The 14,706-nt window shown below is 70.3% G+C and carries 15 protein-coding genes and 1 riboswitch; of the genes, 5 read left to right on the plus strand and 10 right to left on the minus strand.

Annotated elements, in window-relative coordinates; genetic code table 11:
• Positions 1 to 10: 10 nt before the first annotated feature.
• From AB0I77_RS13630 to AB0I77_RS13640, 3 genes are read right to left on the minus strand one after another with little or no spacing between them, the layout of a single operon-like run.
• Positions 11 to 787 (minus strand): hypothetical protein, encoded by a 777-nt coding sequence (locus AB0I77_RS13630; RefSeq protein WP_363282681.1) that lies wholly within the window; start codon positions 785 to 787, stop codon positions 11 to 13.
• A complete protein-coding gene (locus AB0I77_RS13635) occupies positions 774 to 2,342 on the minus strand; it encodes a substrate-binding domain-containing protein (protein WP_363282682.1) in 1,569 nt (522 codons plus the stop codon). Before AB0I77_RS13635 ends, AB0I77_RS13630 begins: the two co-directional genes overlap by 14 nt.
• Positions 2,339 to 3,661: a hypothetical protein gene (locus tag AB0I77_RS13640; protein ID WP_363282683.1), complete on the minus strand. Its 1,323-nt coding sequence runs from the start codon at positions 3,659 to 3,661 to the stop codon at positions 2,339 to 2,341. The genes AB0I77_RS13635 and AB0I77_RS13640 overlap by 4 nt, the downstream gene beginning before the upstream one ends.
• A gap of 157 nt (positions 3,662 to 3,818) precedes the next feature.
• Between AB0I77_RS13640 and AB0I77_RS13645 the strand changes: the two genes are divergently transcribed.
• Positions 3,819 to 4,112 (plus strand): hypothetical protein, encoded by a 294-nt coding sequence (locus AB0I77_RS13645; protein ID WP_363282684.1) that lies wholly within the window; start codon positions 3,819 to 3,821, stop codon positions 4,110 to 4,112.
• A gap of 30 nt (positions 4,113 to 4,142) precedes the next feature.
• Here AB0I77_RS13645 and AB0I77_RS13650 read toward each other — a convergent pair whose 3' ends face one another.
• The 5 genes from AB0I77_RS13650 to AB0I77_RS13670 form a co-directional block, all read right to left on the minus strand.
• The gene (locus AB0I77_RS13650) at positions 4,143 to 4,406 is read right to left on the minus strand and encodes a Txe/YoeB family addiction module toxin (RefSeq protein WP_363282685.1); all 264 of its coding nucleotides are present in this window, start codon (positions 4,404 to 4,406) and stop codon (positions 4,143 to 4,145) included.
• Positions 4,403 to 4,675, minus strand: a complete 273-nt coding sequence (locus tag AB0I77_RS13655) for a type II toxin-antitoxin system prevent-host-death family antitoxin (RefSeq protein WP_363282686.1) — start codon at positions 4,673 to 4,675, stop codon at positions 4,403 to 4,405. Before AB0I77_RS13655 ends, AB0I77_RS13650 begins: the two co-directional genes overlap by 4 nt.
• Before the next feature lie 91 nt (positions 4,676 to 4,766).
• Positions 4,767 to 5,837 (minus strand): prenyltransferase, encoded by a 1,071-nt coding sequence (locus AB0I77_RS13660; RefSeq protein WP_363282687.1) that lies wholly within the window; start codon positions 5,835 to 5,837, stop codon positions 4,767 to 4,769.
• Positions 5,834 to 6,568, minus strand: coding sequence for a class I SAM-dependent methyltransferase (locus AB0I77_RS13665; RefSeq protein ID WP_363282688.1), 735 nt, complete (start codon positions 6,566 to 6,568; stop codon positions 5,834 to 5,836). The genes AB0I77_RS13660 and AB0I77_RS13665 overlap by 4 nt, the downstream gene beginning before the upstream one ends.
• Positions 6,562 to 7,923, minus strand: coding sequence for a glycosyltransferase family 4 protein (locus AB0I77_RS13670; RefSeq protein WP_363282689.1), 1,362 nt, complete (start codon positions 7,921 to 7,923; stop codon positions 6,562 to 6,564). Before AB0I77_RS13670 ends, AB0I77_RS13665 begins: the two co-directional genes overlap by 7 nt.
• 704 nt (positions 7,924 to 8,627) lie before the next feature.
• Between AB0I77_RS13670 and AB0I77_RS13675 the strand changes: the two genes are divergently transcribed.
• Positions 8,628 to 9,239, plus strand: a complete 612-nt coding sequence (locus tag AB0I77_RS13675) for a TetR family transcriptional regulator (RefSeq protein WP_363282690.1) — start codon at positions 8,628 to 8,630, stop codon at positions 9,237 to 9,239.
• Positions 9,240 to 9,308: 69 nt separating this feature from the next.
• Positions 9,309 to 9,484: riboswitch (TPP riboswitch) on the minus strand.
• 69 nt (positions 9,485 to 9,553) lie between these two features.
• On the opposite strand, the gene AB0I77_RS13680 is transcribed toward AB0I77_RS13675, so the two are convergent.
• Both AB0I77_RS13680 and AB0I77_RS13685 read right to left on the minus strand, forming a co-directional pair.
• Positions 9,554 to 9,787, minus strand: coding sequence for a ferredoxin (locus tag AB0I77_RS13680; RefSeq protein ID WP_363282691.1), 234 nt, complete (start codon positions 9,785 to 9,787; stop codon positions 9,554 to 9,556).
• Between the two features lie 3 nt (positions 9,788 to 9,790).
• Entirely contained in the window at positions 9,791 to 11,248 is a 1,458-nt protein-coding gene (locus tag AB0I77_RS13685; protein ID WP_363282692.1) for an aldehyde dehydrogenase, read from the minus strand.
• A gap of 136 nt (positions 11,249 to 11,384) precedes the next feature.
• On the opposite strand from AB0I77_RS13685, the gene AB0I77_RS13690 reads away from it, so the two are divergent.
• The 3 genes from AB0I77_RS13690 (at position 11,385) to AB0I77_RS13700 (ending at position 14,650) form a co-directional block, all read left to right on the plus strand.
• A complete protein-coding gene (locus AB0I77_RS13690) occupies positions 11,385 to 12,419 on the plus strand; it encodes an MBL fold metallo-hydrolase (protein ID WP_363282734.1) in 1,035 nt (344 codons plus the stop codon).
• Positions 12,420 to 13,217: 798 nt separating this feature from the next.
• Positions 13,218 to 14,237: a hypothetical protein gene (locus AB0I77_RS13695; RefSeq protein ID WP_363282693.1), complete on the plus strand. Its 1,020-nt coding sequence runs from the start codon at positions 13,218 to 13,220 to the stop codon at positions 14,235 to 14,237.
• Positions 14,198 to 14,650 carry a nuclear transport factor 2 family protein gene (locus AB0I77_RS13700; protein WP_363282694.1) on the plus strand — a complete coding sequence of 151 codons (453 nt, stop codon included), beginning with the start codon at positions 14,198 to 14,200 and terminating at the stop codon, positions 14,648 to 14,650. Before AB0I77_RS13695 ends, AB0I77_RS13700 begins: the two co-directional genes overlap by 40 nt.
• Positions 14,651 to 14,706 lie beyond the last annotated feature (56 nt).

Consider the following 14,706-nt stretch of genomic DNA (forward strand, 5'->3'; position numbering starts at 1 on the left):
CCACCGGTGTTCAGTGGAAGACGGACACCGGGTCCAGGGTCAGCTCCCCCGTCGCGCCGTTCCAGGTGCGCACCCGGCCCAGACAGGTGGCCGGGAACTCCCCTTCGTCATAGTCCTCGACCTGGAACTCCGCGCGCACCCAGTCCTCCTTGCAGGTGATCTTCACCTGCGCGGCCGGTTCGCCCTGACCGTAGCGGGCCCGCAGCACGACGTCGCCGTTGCCCGCGCTGCGGGCGGTGAACAGGCCGGTGACCGAGACGAAGTCCGACCTGACGGCGGTCAGCGGCGCCGTCTGCCGGTCCTCGGCGTCGCGCATCGTCTCGGCGAGCGCCGCGTTGAGGACGAGCCGCCCGGTGGTGAGATCGGCGTCCACCACCATGTCCTGGGCCCGCATCTTCTCCAGGATCAGCCGCAGGGCCTTCATCGGCGTGTTCTGCTCCAGATACTCGATGACCCGCTCCCTGGTCTTGTCGTGCTGCGCCTTGCCGCTGCCGAAGCCGAACCGGCCGAGCACACCGAATCCGCTGCTGTCGTTGGTCCGCTGGGCGATCGTCATCTTGTCGGCGTTCGGTATGCCGAAGATGTCGGCGATGCTCCGGACCCAGGTCTCGTGCAGGTAGATGCACATGCCGGAAACCATCCGCCCACCGCCCCGGCGCCGCCTGCGCGGCAGCCACGCGCGGATCAGGGCGTACCGCACCAGGACGGCGCAGCACGCCGCCGTCAGGAGCCAGACGACCATCCACGGCCACCACAGGCTCCACCACTGACTGTCAATGACACCCACGGATCTCCTTGAAAGCGTCGGAGAGCGAGGAACGGTTGGCGTCGACCATGCGGCCGCCGGTCGCGTCGGCGACCTTCTCGAGGGCGGCCGCGTCGGCCTCGCCGAAGTGGACGGGGAAGGTCGGCACCTCGCGTGCGGCGGCGCCGAGTTCGCCGTACCGGCGCAGGAACTCCGCGTAGCCGATGCCAGCGTTGTTCTCGCCGTCCGTCATCAGCACGATGGCGACGGGCCGTTCGCGATCCTCCCGCACGGCGTCGGCGGCGATGCGGTAGCCGTGATCGAGGGCCGACCAGACGGCGGTGGAGTCGCCGAAGCCGCCGTCGGCCACCGTCTCGTCGAGGGTGCGCAGGTCGCCGTCGCCGCGGACGGTCACCGTGCGCTCCTCCAGCACCCGTCCGCCGAACCGCACGACGGTGAGCCGCTCGCCCCGGTAGAAGCGGGCGAACTTGCCGGTGGAGGTCGGGTCGGCGCCGCTGAGTCCGGTGAACGCGGCCCGCAGAGCGGCGATCCGCGCACCGCGCATCGAACCGGAGAAGTCCAGCACGAACACCACCTGGTCGGTGGTGTTCCGCGCCGGATCCCCGTAGTCGGCGACCAGTCGCTCCACGATGGACAGCCGGTCGGGGAAGGACAGGGCGTTGCCGACCGCCGCCCGGAGCGGTTTCGCGGGCGTCACGTCCTGGTTCACCGGGCGCCGCCAGGTGCGCTGCGTCAGCTTCTTCTGTACGTCGGCCCGCAGCAGCCAGTCCACCACCTTCCGGTACGCCGTCCGCTCCCCGGAGTCGAGCAGGAGCAGCGGGAAGTCGGACAGCACCATGCCGTCCTCGGGGTAGACGATCTCCAGGGGCCGCCGCAGCTTCTTCGTGGCATTCAGGGACAGCAGTTCGGACTCGTGGGCGATCAGCGCGCCGGCCCGGTCCTGATGGCGTACGAACGTGTCAATGAGGTCGCGGGAGCTGGGAGCGGTGAGGGCCTGGCCGGAGCGGAATCCGCGCAACCGGTCGCAGGAGACGTCCTGTTCGCGCAGCGCGCTGCCGGTGCCGGCCGCCGCGGTGGCGACCCCGACCAGGGCCGCGCGCCCGGTGTCACTGCCGCGCGGGTCGGCCATCCCGAACCGTACGGTGCCGTCGGCGGCGGCGTCCGCGATGTCCGCCCAGGAGAGGCGTCCGCCGGGGACCTCGGCCCGCAGGGCGTCCGCGGTCTCGGGGGTGAGGCCGACGACCACGGGCGAGCGCATGATGGGGGTCGACTCGGGCCGGGCCGCCGGAGTGCCGGAGTCCTGCAACCGCAGCAGGAACGAGCGGTCGGACGCGGGCCAGGCCAGGTCGTACGACGGGCTGCGGGCGCCCGACAGGTCGGCCGTCGCCTTGTACTCCATGTCCAGCCTGACCCCGGTGTCGTCCTTCAGCTCGCCCAACAGCGGTTCCAGGTCCGCGAGTTCGGGGCTGGCCAGGACCCGCAGAGTGGTGTCCTGACCGTCCTGCGTGCAGGACGTGAGACCGGCGAGGAGAGCCACGGCGAGGCCGGCGGTGAGGGTGCGCGCGTGTCGCCTCATGGGGTGTCCCGCACGGGCGGCGGGCAGTTGCCCACGTAGTTGATGATCCTCTCCAGGACGTCCAGGTCGGGCTCGTACACCTTGGTCTGGTCGCGGTTCGGCCTGGGGACCTGTATCCCGTGGTCGCCCAGGTAGGTGTTGAGCTGCTCGCTGGTGCCGCCCTCGCCGGAGAAGCGGACCCGGAAGCCCAACTCGATGGCCCGCCGGCGCAGTTCGGTGTCGGTCTCGATCAGGCCGACGAGCTTGTCGCCCTTGGCGTTGAGCGAGATGAGCTGCGGTTCGGTGAGGGCGTACGGGGTGGGATAGAGCAGGACGCGGCTGGTGTCCTGGCTGTTCTTCTTCCGCTCGTGGTCGATCTGGTGGGCCAGGTACTGGTGCTCGTAGATCAGGGAGATGGGCGCGATGCTCTCGCCGAGCGCGGAGAAGTAGCTGTCGGCCTGTTCGTCTGCCCACATGCCCTGGAGGTCGATGAGGGGCTTGATCCGCCGGGCGAGGGCCACGGCGTCCCGGGCCGCCTTCTGCTTGTCGGTCTCGCCCGCGCCCGGTGTGCTGTCGCGGTTCTTCACGAAGGCGAGGAGGCTCAGGTAGGTGCCCGCGGAGTTGGACTCGCAGACGCTGGAGGTGCGCACCAGGACGCGCCCGCTGTTGCTGTCCCCGCCGCGCTTGTCGAAGCCGATGCCGTTCCAGGTGTCGGCCCGCTCGGTCGTTCCGTCCTGGTCCTGGTCGCCGGTCCCGCGGCCCTCGTCGAGGCCGTCGAGCAGGCCCATGAACTCGCCCATGTCGAGGTCGTAGTAGAGCGTTTCGCCGCCGCCCTCGACCGGCTGCGGGGTGGCCACGCCCGCCTTCACCAGGGTCTCGGCGTACTCCCGGAAGGTGCCGAGGACCAGCGGGGTGACGAAGGGGCGCACCGATCGCCCCGAGTGGTCCTGCCGGTTGAGGATCAGCTTGGCCGCGGGCTGGCCGGACGGGAAGACGGCGTCCATCCCCTCGAGGGACTGGGTGGCGATACCCCGGGAGCCGAGCCGGTGGATGTCGACCCGTATGCCGTGCTTCAGCAGCAGCCGCCGCACCTCGGGGTCTTTGAAATAGTCGGACTTGGAGGCCATCCGGGCCTCGATCGTGGTGATGGCCTCGAACGGGCGCAGCGCGTTGCCCGAGACGAGCAGGGAGACCAGCCCGGCGAGAGCGAGCGGGAGGGCGACGCGGACGTGCCGCGGTAACCGCCTCCGTCTTCGCTGGCGGGTGGCGAGTCGGGGCTCCGCGCGGGAACGCGGGGTCTGCGGGGCGGACGGGGCGTGCGGTCTGTCTGTGTCGGACACCGGCTCTCCTGCCTCTCCCGGGGCCAGGATCATCAGGGACCGCACCGAACGCCAGGCGCCGTAGAGACGGACCGCGGCGGAACGCGGGCGGAACGGCAGTCGACGAGCAGGCCGTTCTGCCAGGTTTCCCTCAGGGTCGAGCGGCTACTCGACGGGCATGTCCCCTCGATATCGCAACGGTGCCCATCAGGCCGGCTCGGTCATCGCGATCGTCGCCGACATCATGGCCCTCATCCTGGGCCTGTGGATCCTGATGTACCTGCTGGACGCGAACCGCGCGAACGACTTCGTGCAGTTCATCCAGGACGCGGCCCGCTGGCTGGCGGGCTGGTCCCACGACCTGTTCACCTTCGACGAGGCGTGGGCGAGGGTCGTGGCCGGATACGGCCTCGCCGCGATCGTGTACCTCTTCGTGGGCCACGCGATCGCCAACCGGGTCCACCGGCACTGAACCGGCAGTCACGCCGCCTCACTACCAAACCTAGCCGGTGTAGTGGTAGCGAGCTTTGAGGATCTTGACCTCTTTCTCGTCAACTCGGTAGACGAGGCGATGTTCGTCGTCGATGCGTCGCGACCAATAGCCGGACAGGTCTCCCTTGAGCGGTTCCGGCTTGCCGATGCCGTTGAACGGGTCGCGCTGGATCTCGCCGACGAGACGGATGACGCGGCGTACCATTTTGCGATCGGTCTCCAGCCAGTGCTGGAAATCGTCCCAGGCGGCCGGGTCGAAGTTGACGTTCCTCACCCCTCACCGGCCAATTCTTCGAGCTCGTCCAGAGTCTTGGTCACCCCTGTTCGGCCCTCACGGTCGCGTGCAACCGCTTCCATGAGGCGGCGGGCGTTGGCCGGCGAGCGCAGAAGATAGATGGTCTCCTGCCAGGCGTCGTAGTCCTCGGCGGACATGAGGATGGCGTCGCCGTTCTTGGAGTGAATGCGTACCGGCGCGTGGTCGTCGTTGACCTTCTTGATCAGCGGGAAGAGCTCTTTGCGTGCCTCGCTGGCGGTAAGGGCCATGGGCCATTGCCTCCTCTCCAGATTGGTACCTAAAACCGTACCACACTGGTACGAAAATCCGTACCAGTTTCGAGTGGCTGTCAACCGCTGGTCAGGTGCAGCAGTCCGCGTCGAGGCCCCTCGGCAGGTGGTCGCCGCCGAACACCTGGCAGGTCGCCTCGTGGCCGCCGAGTGCGGCGACGGCGAGGAGCAGGGAACCGGCCGTCCAAGTCGTCAACTCCCGGGGCCAGATGGCCTCGTCGTCGAAGACGTAGCCCGTCCAGTAGAGGCCTGACTCCTCGTCGCGCAGGTGCTGGATCGACTGGAGGACGTCCAGCGCACGGTCGGACTCGCCCATCGCCCAGAGGGCCAGGGCGAGTTCGGCCGACTCGCCGCCCGTCACCCACGGGTTGGGGATGACACAGCGCACCCCGAGACCGGGCACGACGAAGCGGTCCCAGCTCTCCTCCATACGGGACTTGGCCTCCGTGCCGGTCAACGCGCCGCCCAGCACCGGGTAGTACCAGTCCATGGAGTAGCGGTCCTTGTCGAGGAAGCGCTCGGGATGACGTCGTATCGCGTGCCGCAGCGCGCCCACCGCCAACTCCCAGTCGGGCTGGGGCTCTTCGCGCTGCTCGGCGATGGCCAGCGCACAGCGCAGCGCGTGGTGGATCGAGGAGGAGCCGGTCAGCAGCGCGTCCGCGATCCGCGTGCCGTCGTCCTCACGCTTCCAGCCGATCTGCCCGCCCGGCTGCTGGAGGCACAGCACGCATTCGATCGCCGCGTGGACGACCGGCCACATGCGGTCGAGGAACGTGTCGTCGCCGGTGGAGAGGTAGTGGTGCCAGACGCCTACGGCTATGTAGGCGACGAAGTTCGTCTCGCGGCCCCGGTCGGTGACGGCGTCGAAGTCGCCGTCGGCGTAGGCCGCGTACCAGGAACCGTCCTCGATCTGGTGCCGGGCCAGCCAGGCGTACGCCCGCTCGGCGGCCTCGTGCTCGCCGGCCGCGTCGAGGGCCATCGCCGCCTCGGTGTGGTCCCAGGGGTCGAGGTGGTGCCCGCGGAACCACGGGATCGCCCCGTCCTCCCGCTGCACGGCGAGGATCCCGGCGACGGTCGCGGCGGCCTGCTCGGCGGTGAGGACCCCGGGCAGGACGAGGTGTTCTGTCCGGGGGGTGGTCACTTGGCGTCCACCCGCGGGAGATGAGGCTTGGTCGCGTACGCCACGAAGCTCTTGCCGATCAACGGGTTCAGCGTCTGCTCGGCGACCCGGGTGGCCAGCGGTTTCTTCATGATGTCCCAGACCAGCAGCTTGTGATACGCCCGCACCGGCAGCGCCTTGTCGTTGTCGACGCCGAACGCGCACTTCAGCCACCAGTACGGGGAGTGCAGGGCGTGGGCGTGATGGGTGCCGTAGGGCCTGAGACCGGCTTCCCTGATCTTCGTCAGCAGCTCGTCCGCCTTGTAGATGCGGATGTGGCCGCCCTCGACCTCGTGGTAGGCGTCGGACAGCGCCCAGCAGACCTTCTCGGGGCCGTAGCGCGGGACGGTGATCGCGATCCGGCCGCCGGGCCTCAACACCCGTACCATCTCGGCGAGTACGCCCTTGTCGTCCGGGATGTGCTCCATCACCTCGGAGATGATGACGACGTCGAAGGACTCGTCCGGGAAGGGCAGGGCCAGCGCGTCGCCCTCCATCGCCGTGGCGGTGGCGCCCTCGGGGGCCTCCCCCGCCTCCTTCATCGCCGCGAACCACGTCGCGACCTCGCGGATCTCCTCGCCGTTCTGGTCCAGGGCCACGACCTGGGCACCGCGCCGGTAGCACTCGAACGCGTGCCGGCCGGCACCGCATCCGAGGTCCAGGACACGGTCCCCCGGGGCGAGCGGGAACCGGGAGAAGTCGACGGTCAGCACGTGGCCCTGCTTTCGGGATAGACGCCGGAATCACTTGGTGGGGTCGTGGACGCGCGGGGGAGGGCCATGGCCTCGCGGTACCTGGCCACCGTTCCCTCGGCGGCCCGGGCCCAGGTGAAACGGTCCAGCACGCGCTCACGTCCGGCCACGCCCAGTCGTGCGCGCAGCTCCGGATCCCCCAGCAGCCGGCTCAGCCCCGTCGCCAGCGCCCCGGAGTCTCCCGGCGGCACCGCCAGGCACGTCTCGCCGTCCCGGCCCGCGACCTCGGGAATCGCCCCGCCGGTCGTGGCCAGCAGCGGCGTGCCCGTCGCCATGGCCTCGGCGGCCGGCAGCGAGAAGCCCTCGTACAGGGACGGCACGCAGGCGACCTGGGCCGAACGCACCAGGTCGACCAGTTCGGCGTCCGAGATGCCCTTGACGAACTCGACGGCGCCTTCGAGGCCGTAGCGCTCGATCGCCTGGGCGACGGGCCCCTCCCCGGGGCGCTTGCCGACGACGACCAGGTGGGCGTCCGGGTGCTCGGTGCGGACCTTGGCGAGGGCCTCGACGAGGAAGACCAGGCCCTTGAGCGGCACGTCGGCGCTGGACGTCGTCACGATCCGCCCCGGTATGACGGGCACTGACGGATCCGGTGCGAACAGGTCCGTGTCGGCGCCGATATGGACCACGTGGATACGGTCCTGGTGTACGCCGAGATGGTCGATGATCTCCTGGCGGGAGGTGCCGGAGACGGTGAGCACGGAGGGCAGGCGGCGCGCCACGCGCTTCTGCATGCGCGTGAACCCGTACCAGCGCCGCACGGAGAACTTGCGCCGCAGGCCGTTCACCGCGTCCAGCTCCAACTGGCGGTCCACGGTGATGGGGTGGTGGATGGTGGTGATCAGCGGGGCGCCGACGTCCCCCAACAGGCCGTATCCGAGCGTCTGGTTGTCGTGGATCACGTCGAACTCGCCGCGCCGGGCCAGGAGATGGCGACGGGCCCGGAGGGAGAACGTCAGCGGTTCCGGGAAGCCGCCGGTCCACATCGTCGCCACTTCCAGCGCGTCGATCCAGTCGCGGTACTCGCCGGGACTCGGATTGCGGAAGGGGTCGGGATGGCGGTAGAGGTCGAGGCTGGGCAGCTCGGTCAGGCTCAGGCCGTCGTAGCCCTCGTCGAGGACGGGGTACGGCTGGGAGCCGATGACCTCGACGCGGTGGCCGAGGCGGGCCAACTCCCGCGAGAGGTGCCGTACATAGACGCCCTGGCCCCCGCAGAACGGGTTCCCTTTATACGTGAGGAGCGCGATGTCGAGCGGTCGCTCGCCGTCGGCGGCCAAGTCCTCGGAGGACCCCGCCTGACTGGCCTCAGCGGTCACTCTGAGCCCCCTTCTCCCTGCACTGTCCCGCGAGATTACGCCGGGACGCTAATCTAGAACAAGTTTCAGACTTGATCGTTCAGGAGGCTCTGAATCTACCGGCAGGTAGGAGCGCTGGGAGAGGTGGATCAGGTGATTCACGCCACGACGCGACCTGTCACAGAACGGGACACATGCCTGCGGAAGCCAAGGTGAGCAAGGTGGGTAAGGCGGATACGGCGGATGCGGTGGACGCGGCAGGCGGGGCTGCTGCGGCGGACGCGGCGGATGCGGCAGGCAGGGCTGCTGCGGCGGACGCGGCGAATGCGGCAGGCAGGGCTGCTGCGGCTGGCGCGGCGAATGCGGCCGGCTCGGCAGGCGCTACTGACTCGGCGGATGCGGCCGGCGGGGCTGATGCGGCAGGCAGGGCAGGCGCGGCGAACTCGCCAGGCGCGGCCGGCGCGGCGAACTCGGCAGACACTACGGACGCGGCGGATGCGGCCAGCAGGGCTGATGCGGCAGGCAGGGCAGGCGGGGCGAACTCGGCTGGCGCGGCGAACTCGGCAGGCGGGGCAGGCGCGGCGGATGCGCCCAGCGGGGCAGGCACGGCGAACACGGCACGCGCGACCGACGCGGCAGATACGCCCAGCGGAGCACGCACGGCGAACACGGCACGCGCGGCAGATGCGCCCGGCGGGGCCAACGCGGCAGGTGTGGCGGGCAAGGTGGGAGCCGGTACCGCGCGACCGGACTCCCCGCCCCTCACCGAGCGGCAGGAGGCGCGTCGGCGCCGCATCCTGCACGCGAGCGCGCAGTTGGCCAGCCGGGGCGGGTTCGACGCGGTGCAGATGCGGGAGGTCGCGGAGTCCTCGCAGGTGGCGCTCGGCACGCTCTACCGCTACTTCCCGTCCAAGATCCATCTGCTGGTCGCCACGATGCAGGACCAGTTGGAGCACATGCACGGCACGCTGCGGAAGAAGCCGCCGACGGGCGAGGACCCGGCCGAGCGGGTGGCGGAGACCCTGATGCGGGCCTTCCGCGCCCTCCAGCGCGAGCCGCACCTGGCCGACGCGATGGTCCGCGCGCTGACCTTCGCGGATCGCAGCGTCTCGCCCGAGGTCGACCAGGTCTCCCGGCAGACGACGGTGATCATTCTGGACGCGATGGGCCTGGAGAACCCCACTCCCGACCAGCTCTCCGCGGTCCGCGTGATCGAGCACACCTGGCACTCGGCCCTGATCACCTGGCTCTCGGGCCGCGCCTCCATCGCCCAGGTGAAGATCGACATCGAGACGGTCTGCCGGTTGATCGACCTCACGGATCCGAAGCGGCCCTGATCGTGCCATGAGCGCAAGAACAAGAAGCTGAGCGCACGAAGCTCAGCGCACGAAGCTCAGCGCACGAGAAAACCTACGAGACGGGTTCCCTGCGCCGGCATTACCCGGATCAGGTTCTGGGGGTCGCCGTCCGGCCCGACCACTGCCTTCCGGCCTCTCAGCCCGACCGTCGACGTCGGCCCCGGCGGATGCCGTAGCGTCTCGCCAAAGTCGGCTACTCCGGTCGAACTCCCTCACTCGTCCCGTAGGCCACTTCCCATAATAGAACGTCTACGCGGGGACGGAACCCCCCACATAGTGATTTTTTGGGGCACCTACTCCTCCGGCGGAAACACCGGCTCCCCACTCCCCAGCAGCCTGATCATGATCGCCTCCACGGGGCAGCCCTCCGCCGCCGCCAGGACCTTCTCGTTGGCGTCGGCCTCCGGTTCGACAGGGTGGGACTGGCGTCCCGTGTCGAGGCGGAAGCCGTCCGGGGCGTGGTGGACGCACTGGGCGGAGCCGATGCACAGGGAGCGGTCGACCTCGACCTGCCAGCGGTCGCCCATGCGTCACGCCTCCCAGCCGGCGGGCAGGTGGATCATCTTGTGCTCCAGGTACTCGCCGTAGCCCTCCGGGCCGAACTCCCTTCCCACACCGGAGTTCTTGTAGCCGCCGAAGGGACCGAGCATGTCGAGACTGAAGGTGTTGACCGAGTAGGTGCCGGTACGGACCCCGCGGGCGACCTCGATGCCGTGCTCCACGTCGGCCGTCCACACGCTGCCGGAGAGGCCGTAGTCGGAGTCGTTCGCGATCTTCAGCGCCTCCGACTCGTCGCCGTAGGGAAGGAGACAGATCACGGGGCCGAAGATCTCCTCGCGCGCGATCCGCATGGAGTTGTCGACGTCGCCGAAGAGGGTCGGCTCCACGTACCAGCCCCGGTCCAGGCCCGGCGGTCGCCCGCCGCCGGTGAGGATCTTGGCGCCCTCCTCCTGGCCGATGCGGATGTAGTCGAGGTTGCGTCGCTGCTGGCGCCTGGCCACCAGCGGACCCACCTGCGTCGCCGTGTCCATCGGGTCGCCGACCACCAGCGCGCCCGCCGCCGCCGCGAAGGCCTCGGCGAACTCGTCGTAGCGGGAGCGCGGGAGCAGGATCCTGGTCTGCGCCACGCAGGCCTGGCCGTTGTTCATCCAGGCCGCCGGGACGATGCCCGCGACCGCCGTCTCGACGTCCGCGTCCGGCAGCACCACCGCCGCCGACTTGCCGCCCAGCTCCAGGGTCACGCGGGTGAGGTTCCGGGAGGCCACCTCCATCACGCGCTTGCCGGCCGCGACCGAGCCGGTGAAGGAGATCTTGTCCACGCCCGGGTGCCCGACCAGGTACTCGCTGACCTCGCGGTCCGCCGGCAGGATGGACAGGACGCCCTGAGGCAGTCCGGCCTCGCGGGTGATGTCGGCCAGGATGTAGGCGTCCAGCGGTGTCTCGGGCGACGGCTTGAGTACGACCGTGCAGCCGGTGAGCAGCGCGGGCGCGAGCTTGGCGGCGGCCACGAACTGCGGGACGTTCCACGGGACGACGGCCGCGACGACCCCCGCCGGCTCGCGCCGCACGAGGATCTTCCCGAGCACTCCGTCGCGCGTCTCCTCGTAGGTGAAGTCCCGGGCGACCGTGATCGCCGCGTCCCACACCATCATCGCGCCGAGGGCCTGGGCGAGGACGCTCCAGGAGTACGGCGACCCGTTCTGGGAGGAGATGACACGCGCGATCTCCTCATGCCGTACGGCGATCGCGTCCTTGATCCGGGTGACCACCTCGATGCGCTCGTCGAGCGACATCCGCGGCCAGGGCCCCTCGTCGAAGGCGGTGCGTGCCGCGGCGACCGCCCGGTCCACGTCCGCCGTCGAGGCGTGCGGCACACGTCCGATGACCCCTTCGGTGTGCGGCGAGACCACCTCGATGACGTCCTTGCCCAGGGGGTCCGTCAACTCCCCGCCGATGAACAGCTGTCCGTGTTCCGCGAGTTCGGTCATGGCTGACCCTCCTGAGGAGTCGGCGGTGCCTTTTTTCGTTTCTGACGGTGTATCAGGAACTGATACCAGTTCTAGTTATAGTGGGCAATGGCCGTGGGGCGGAGGACAGATGAAGAGCAGTCAGGACGGGGAACCGATGACAGCGGTGTACGACCACGGCGGCGGCGTCCGTTCCATCGAGGTCCCCATCCCGGACAACCCCCTCGGTCACACCCTCGTGTATCTCGTCGACACCGACCGCGGGCCGGTGCTGATCGACACCGGCTGGGACGACCCGGCCTCCTGGGACACGCTGACCGAGGGGCTGACCGCCTGCGGCACCTCGGTGGGCGAGATCGACGGCGTGGTCATCACCCACCACCACCCCGACCACCACGGTCTGTCGGGGCGGGTGCGGGAGGCGTCCGGGGCCTGGATCGCGATGCACGCGGCGGACGGCGCGATCGTGCGGCGGGCGCGCTCGACCCGCCCGGAGCGCTGGCTCACCTACATGGCCGCCAAGCTCACGGCCGCCGGGGCCCCCGAGGAGCACATCGCCCCGCTGCGGACCGCCCGTCCCCGCTCCGTGCCCGGCCTGGCCCCCGCCCTGCCCGACCGCGAGATCGTCCCCGGCGAACTCCTCGACCTCCCGGGCCGCAGGCTGCGCACCATCTGGACCCCGGGCCACACTCCCGGCCACGTCTGCCTGCACCTGGAGGAGGAGCACCCTTCTCAACTCCCGGGCCACGGCCGCCTGTTCTCCGGCGACCATCTGCTCCCCGAGATCACCCCGCACATCGGCCTGTACGAGGATCCCGACGACGCCACCGTCACGGACCCCCTCGGCGACTACCTCGACTCCCTGGAACGCGTCGGCCGCCTCTCCCCCGCCGAGGTGCTCCCCGCCCACCAGCACGTGTTCACCGACGCACCCGCCCGCGTACGGGAGTTGCTGGCCCACCACGAGGACCGGCTCACCGGCCTGCTCACGCTGCTGGCCGAGCCCCTCACGCCCTGGCAGCTCGCCGAGCGCATGGAGTGGAACCGCCCCTGGGGCCAGATCCCCCACGGCTCGAGGAACATCGCCGTCTCGGAGGCCGAGGCGCATCTGCGACGGCTGGTGAAACTGGGGCGGGCGGAGGCGGTGGCGGGGAGCGAGCCGGTGACTTACGTGGCCGTTCAATCCGGGTGACGCACGTGACGTCATACGAGCGGGGGCGCACGGCGATGGGCAAGCGGGGGCGGGGTGCGAAGCGGCGGGAGCCGCGCCCCTGCCGGGAGCTGGCCGCCCCGTTCGTGGTCGCCCCGCCCTCCGGATGCCGCATCCGTACCCGGCTGCATCTCTCGCCCGCCGATGTGGTCGTGCTGCGGGCCGTCGGCGAGCACCTGGGCGCGCTGGCCGGGGCGGACCTGGCGGCGCGGGCGCGGATCGGGGACGTGCCCGCCGCGCACAATCGGCGGGCCGGGCGGAAGAAGACACTGACCGGCCGGTCCTCCTCCCGCTGGGCGGGGTCGATCACCCGTACCAGCGAGGACCAGTACCAGCTGGCCCGGCGGGCGCTGAACGCCCGCATCGGCTCGCTGCGCCAGGCGATCGCCACGATCACCGCCCGCCTCGCCGTCACCCCCGGCAGCCGGATACGCAAGGGCCGCCGGTGGGTGCGCGGGTACGCCGATGACACCGAGCGGCGGGCCAAACAGCAGCGGCTACAGATCCCGCAGGGTGAGCTGCGCCGGGCGGTACGGGAGCGGGACAGCGGCCGGGTGCGCATCACCCGGGGCGGACGTCGGCTGCTCAACGCCCGCCACCACCTCTACGACGCCGCCACCGCGCAAAAGCCGCTGACCGCAGTCGACTGGCAGGCCCAGCTGGAGGCCTGGGGCGTCACGTGGTCGGCGCGGCGGATGTTCCTGACCGCGGACAGCGAGGCGGGTGCGCCGTTCGGGAACTACACCCTCAGCGTCGACCCCGCCGACTTGCTCCATCGCGATGGTGCTGCCCGAACCCCTGCGCGCCTTGCACGCCAACGCCCCACGCGGCCGGTACGTGTTGGACGCGGCGGCCATCTTCAGCCACCGGGCAGGGCAGTGGGCGGACCGGATCGCCGCGGGCGCCTCGGTCCGCTACGACATCACCTACGACCCGGCCCGCGAACGCTGGTACCTCGATGCCTCCTGGTCCACCACGGCCAAGGGCCAGACAGCCCCGGTCCCGGCCCTTCAGACGCTGCGCCAACACCCGGTCCTCGCGGTGGACGTGAACGCCGACCACCTTGCCGCCTGGATCATCGACCCTCACGGCAACCCCGTCGGTGGCGCCCACACGATCCCCCTTCCACTGTCCGGGCTGCCCGCCACCACCCGCGACGCACGGCTGCGCGCAGCGATCTCCCGGCTCCTGCACCTGGCCCAGCGGTATGAGTGCGCGGCGCTGGTGATCGAGAACCTGGACTTCGCCGACGCCCGCGCCACCGGCCGGGAGAAGCTGGGCCGAGGCTGGCGCGGCAAAGCCTTCCGGCGCCTGGTGGCAGGCATCCCGACGGCCAAGTTCCGTGACCGGCTGGCCGGGATGGCTCACCATGCCGGGCTGTCCGTGATCGCGGTCGATCCGGCGTATTCGAGCAGGTGGGGCGCCCAGCACTGGCTGAACCCCCTGAAACAACAGACTTCTACCGGCTCGACCACGGCGGTGAGCGGGCATCATGCCGCCGCGGTGGTCGTCGGCAGACGCGGTCCGGGCTGTCCGGCCCGGCGCAGGAAAGACGGACCCCGCCAAACCCCTGCCACCACCGCCTTCCGGCGTGCTGAGGCAGCGGCCGTGCGACCGGAGGATCGCACCCCAGACCGTACGGAGCGGACAGCTCCGGCACGGACCTCGCGCAGCACCCCCATGGTGCGTCAGACGCGAGTTCGGAATGCCCGAAACGGCCAACACCGGCCAATCAACTTAGGAACGGTTAATACGTGTGCATGGAACACCTTCTCGCGGAACGCGCCTGCGAGCGCCTGATCATCGACTTCGTCCACCGACTCGACCTCGGTGAACCGGGCTCCGTCGCCGACCTGTTCACCGAGGACGGCTGGTGGGCATGGCCGGAGGACGACCGCCTTTTCAAGGGCCGGGACGCCTTGCGGACGTACTTCGGCTCACGCCCCGCCGACCGCCTCTCCCTCCGCATGATGTCCAACATCCTCGTCACGGTGACCTCCGAGGACACGGCGAGGGCGACGTCGTACTTCACGACGTACCGCATCGACGGCCACGACGGCGGCACGGACCTGGTCCCGCCCGGCCCACCGGTCCAGGCCGGCCACTACGACGACACGTTCCGCCGCCAGTCCGACGGCACCTGGCTGCTCACCTCCCGCACCCTCCACCTCCCCTTCGGCGGTCCCACCCCGCGCATGAGTTCGATAAACTGACGTGCCCATGAACAGGGGGACTTGTGCGAAGAACATTCACCGTGGTGACGGCTGCG

Source organism: Streptomyces sp. NPDC050619, assembly GCF_040654815.1.
Taxonomy (GTDB): domain Bacteria; phylum Actinomycetota; class Actinomycetes; order Streptomycetales; family Streptomycetaceae; genus Streptomyces.

What these genes read in the sequence shown, in the direction of transcription:
- AB0I77_RS13690 (WP_363282734.1), top strand. Translation starts at nt 11,385, where the DNA reads ATGACAGCGGTGTACGACCACGGCGGCGGCGTCCGTTCCATCGAGGTC.
- AB0I77_RS13645 (WP_363282684.1), top strand. Translation starts at nt 3,819, where the DNA reads ATGTCCCCTCGATATCGCAACGGTGCCCATCAGGCCGGCTCGGTCATC.
- AB0I77_RS13680 (WP_363282691.1), bottom strand. Translation starts at nt 9,787, where the DNA reads ATGGGCGACCGCTGGCAGGTCGAGGTCGACCGCTCCCTGTGCATCGGC.
- AB0I77_RS13685 (WP_363282692.1), bottom strand. Translation starts at nt 11,248, where the DNA reads ATGACCGAACTCGCGGAACACGGACAGCTGTTCATCGGCGGGGAGTTG.
- AB0I77_RS13655 (WP_363282686.1), bottom strand. Translation starts at nt 4,675, where the DNA reads ATGGCCCTTACCGCCAGCGAGGCACGCAAAGAGCTCTTCCCGCTGATC.
- AB0I77_RS13695 (WP_363282693.1), top strand. Translation starts at nt 13,218, where the DNA reads ATGGTGCTGCCCGAACCCCTGCGCGCCTTGCACGCCAACGCCCCACGC.
- AB0I77_RS13635 (WP_363282682.1), bottom strand. Translation starts at nt 2,342, where the DNA reads ATGAGGCGACACGCGCGCACCCTCACCGCCGGCCTCGCCGTGGCTCTC.
- AB0I77_RS13700 (WP_363282694.1), top strand. Translation starts at nt 14,198, where the DNA reads ATGGAACACCTTCTCGCGGAACGCGCCTGCGAGCGCCTGATCATCGAC.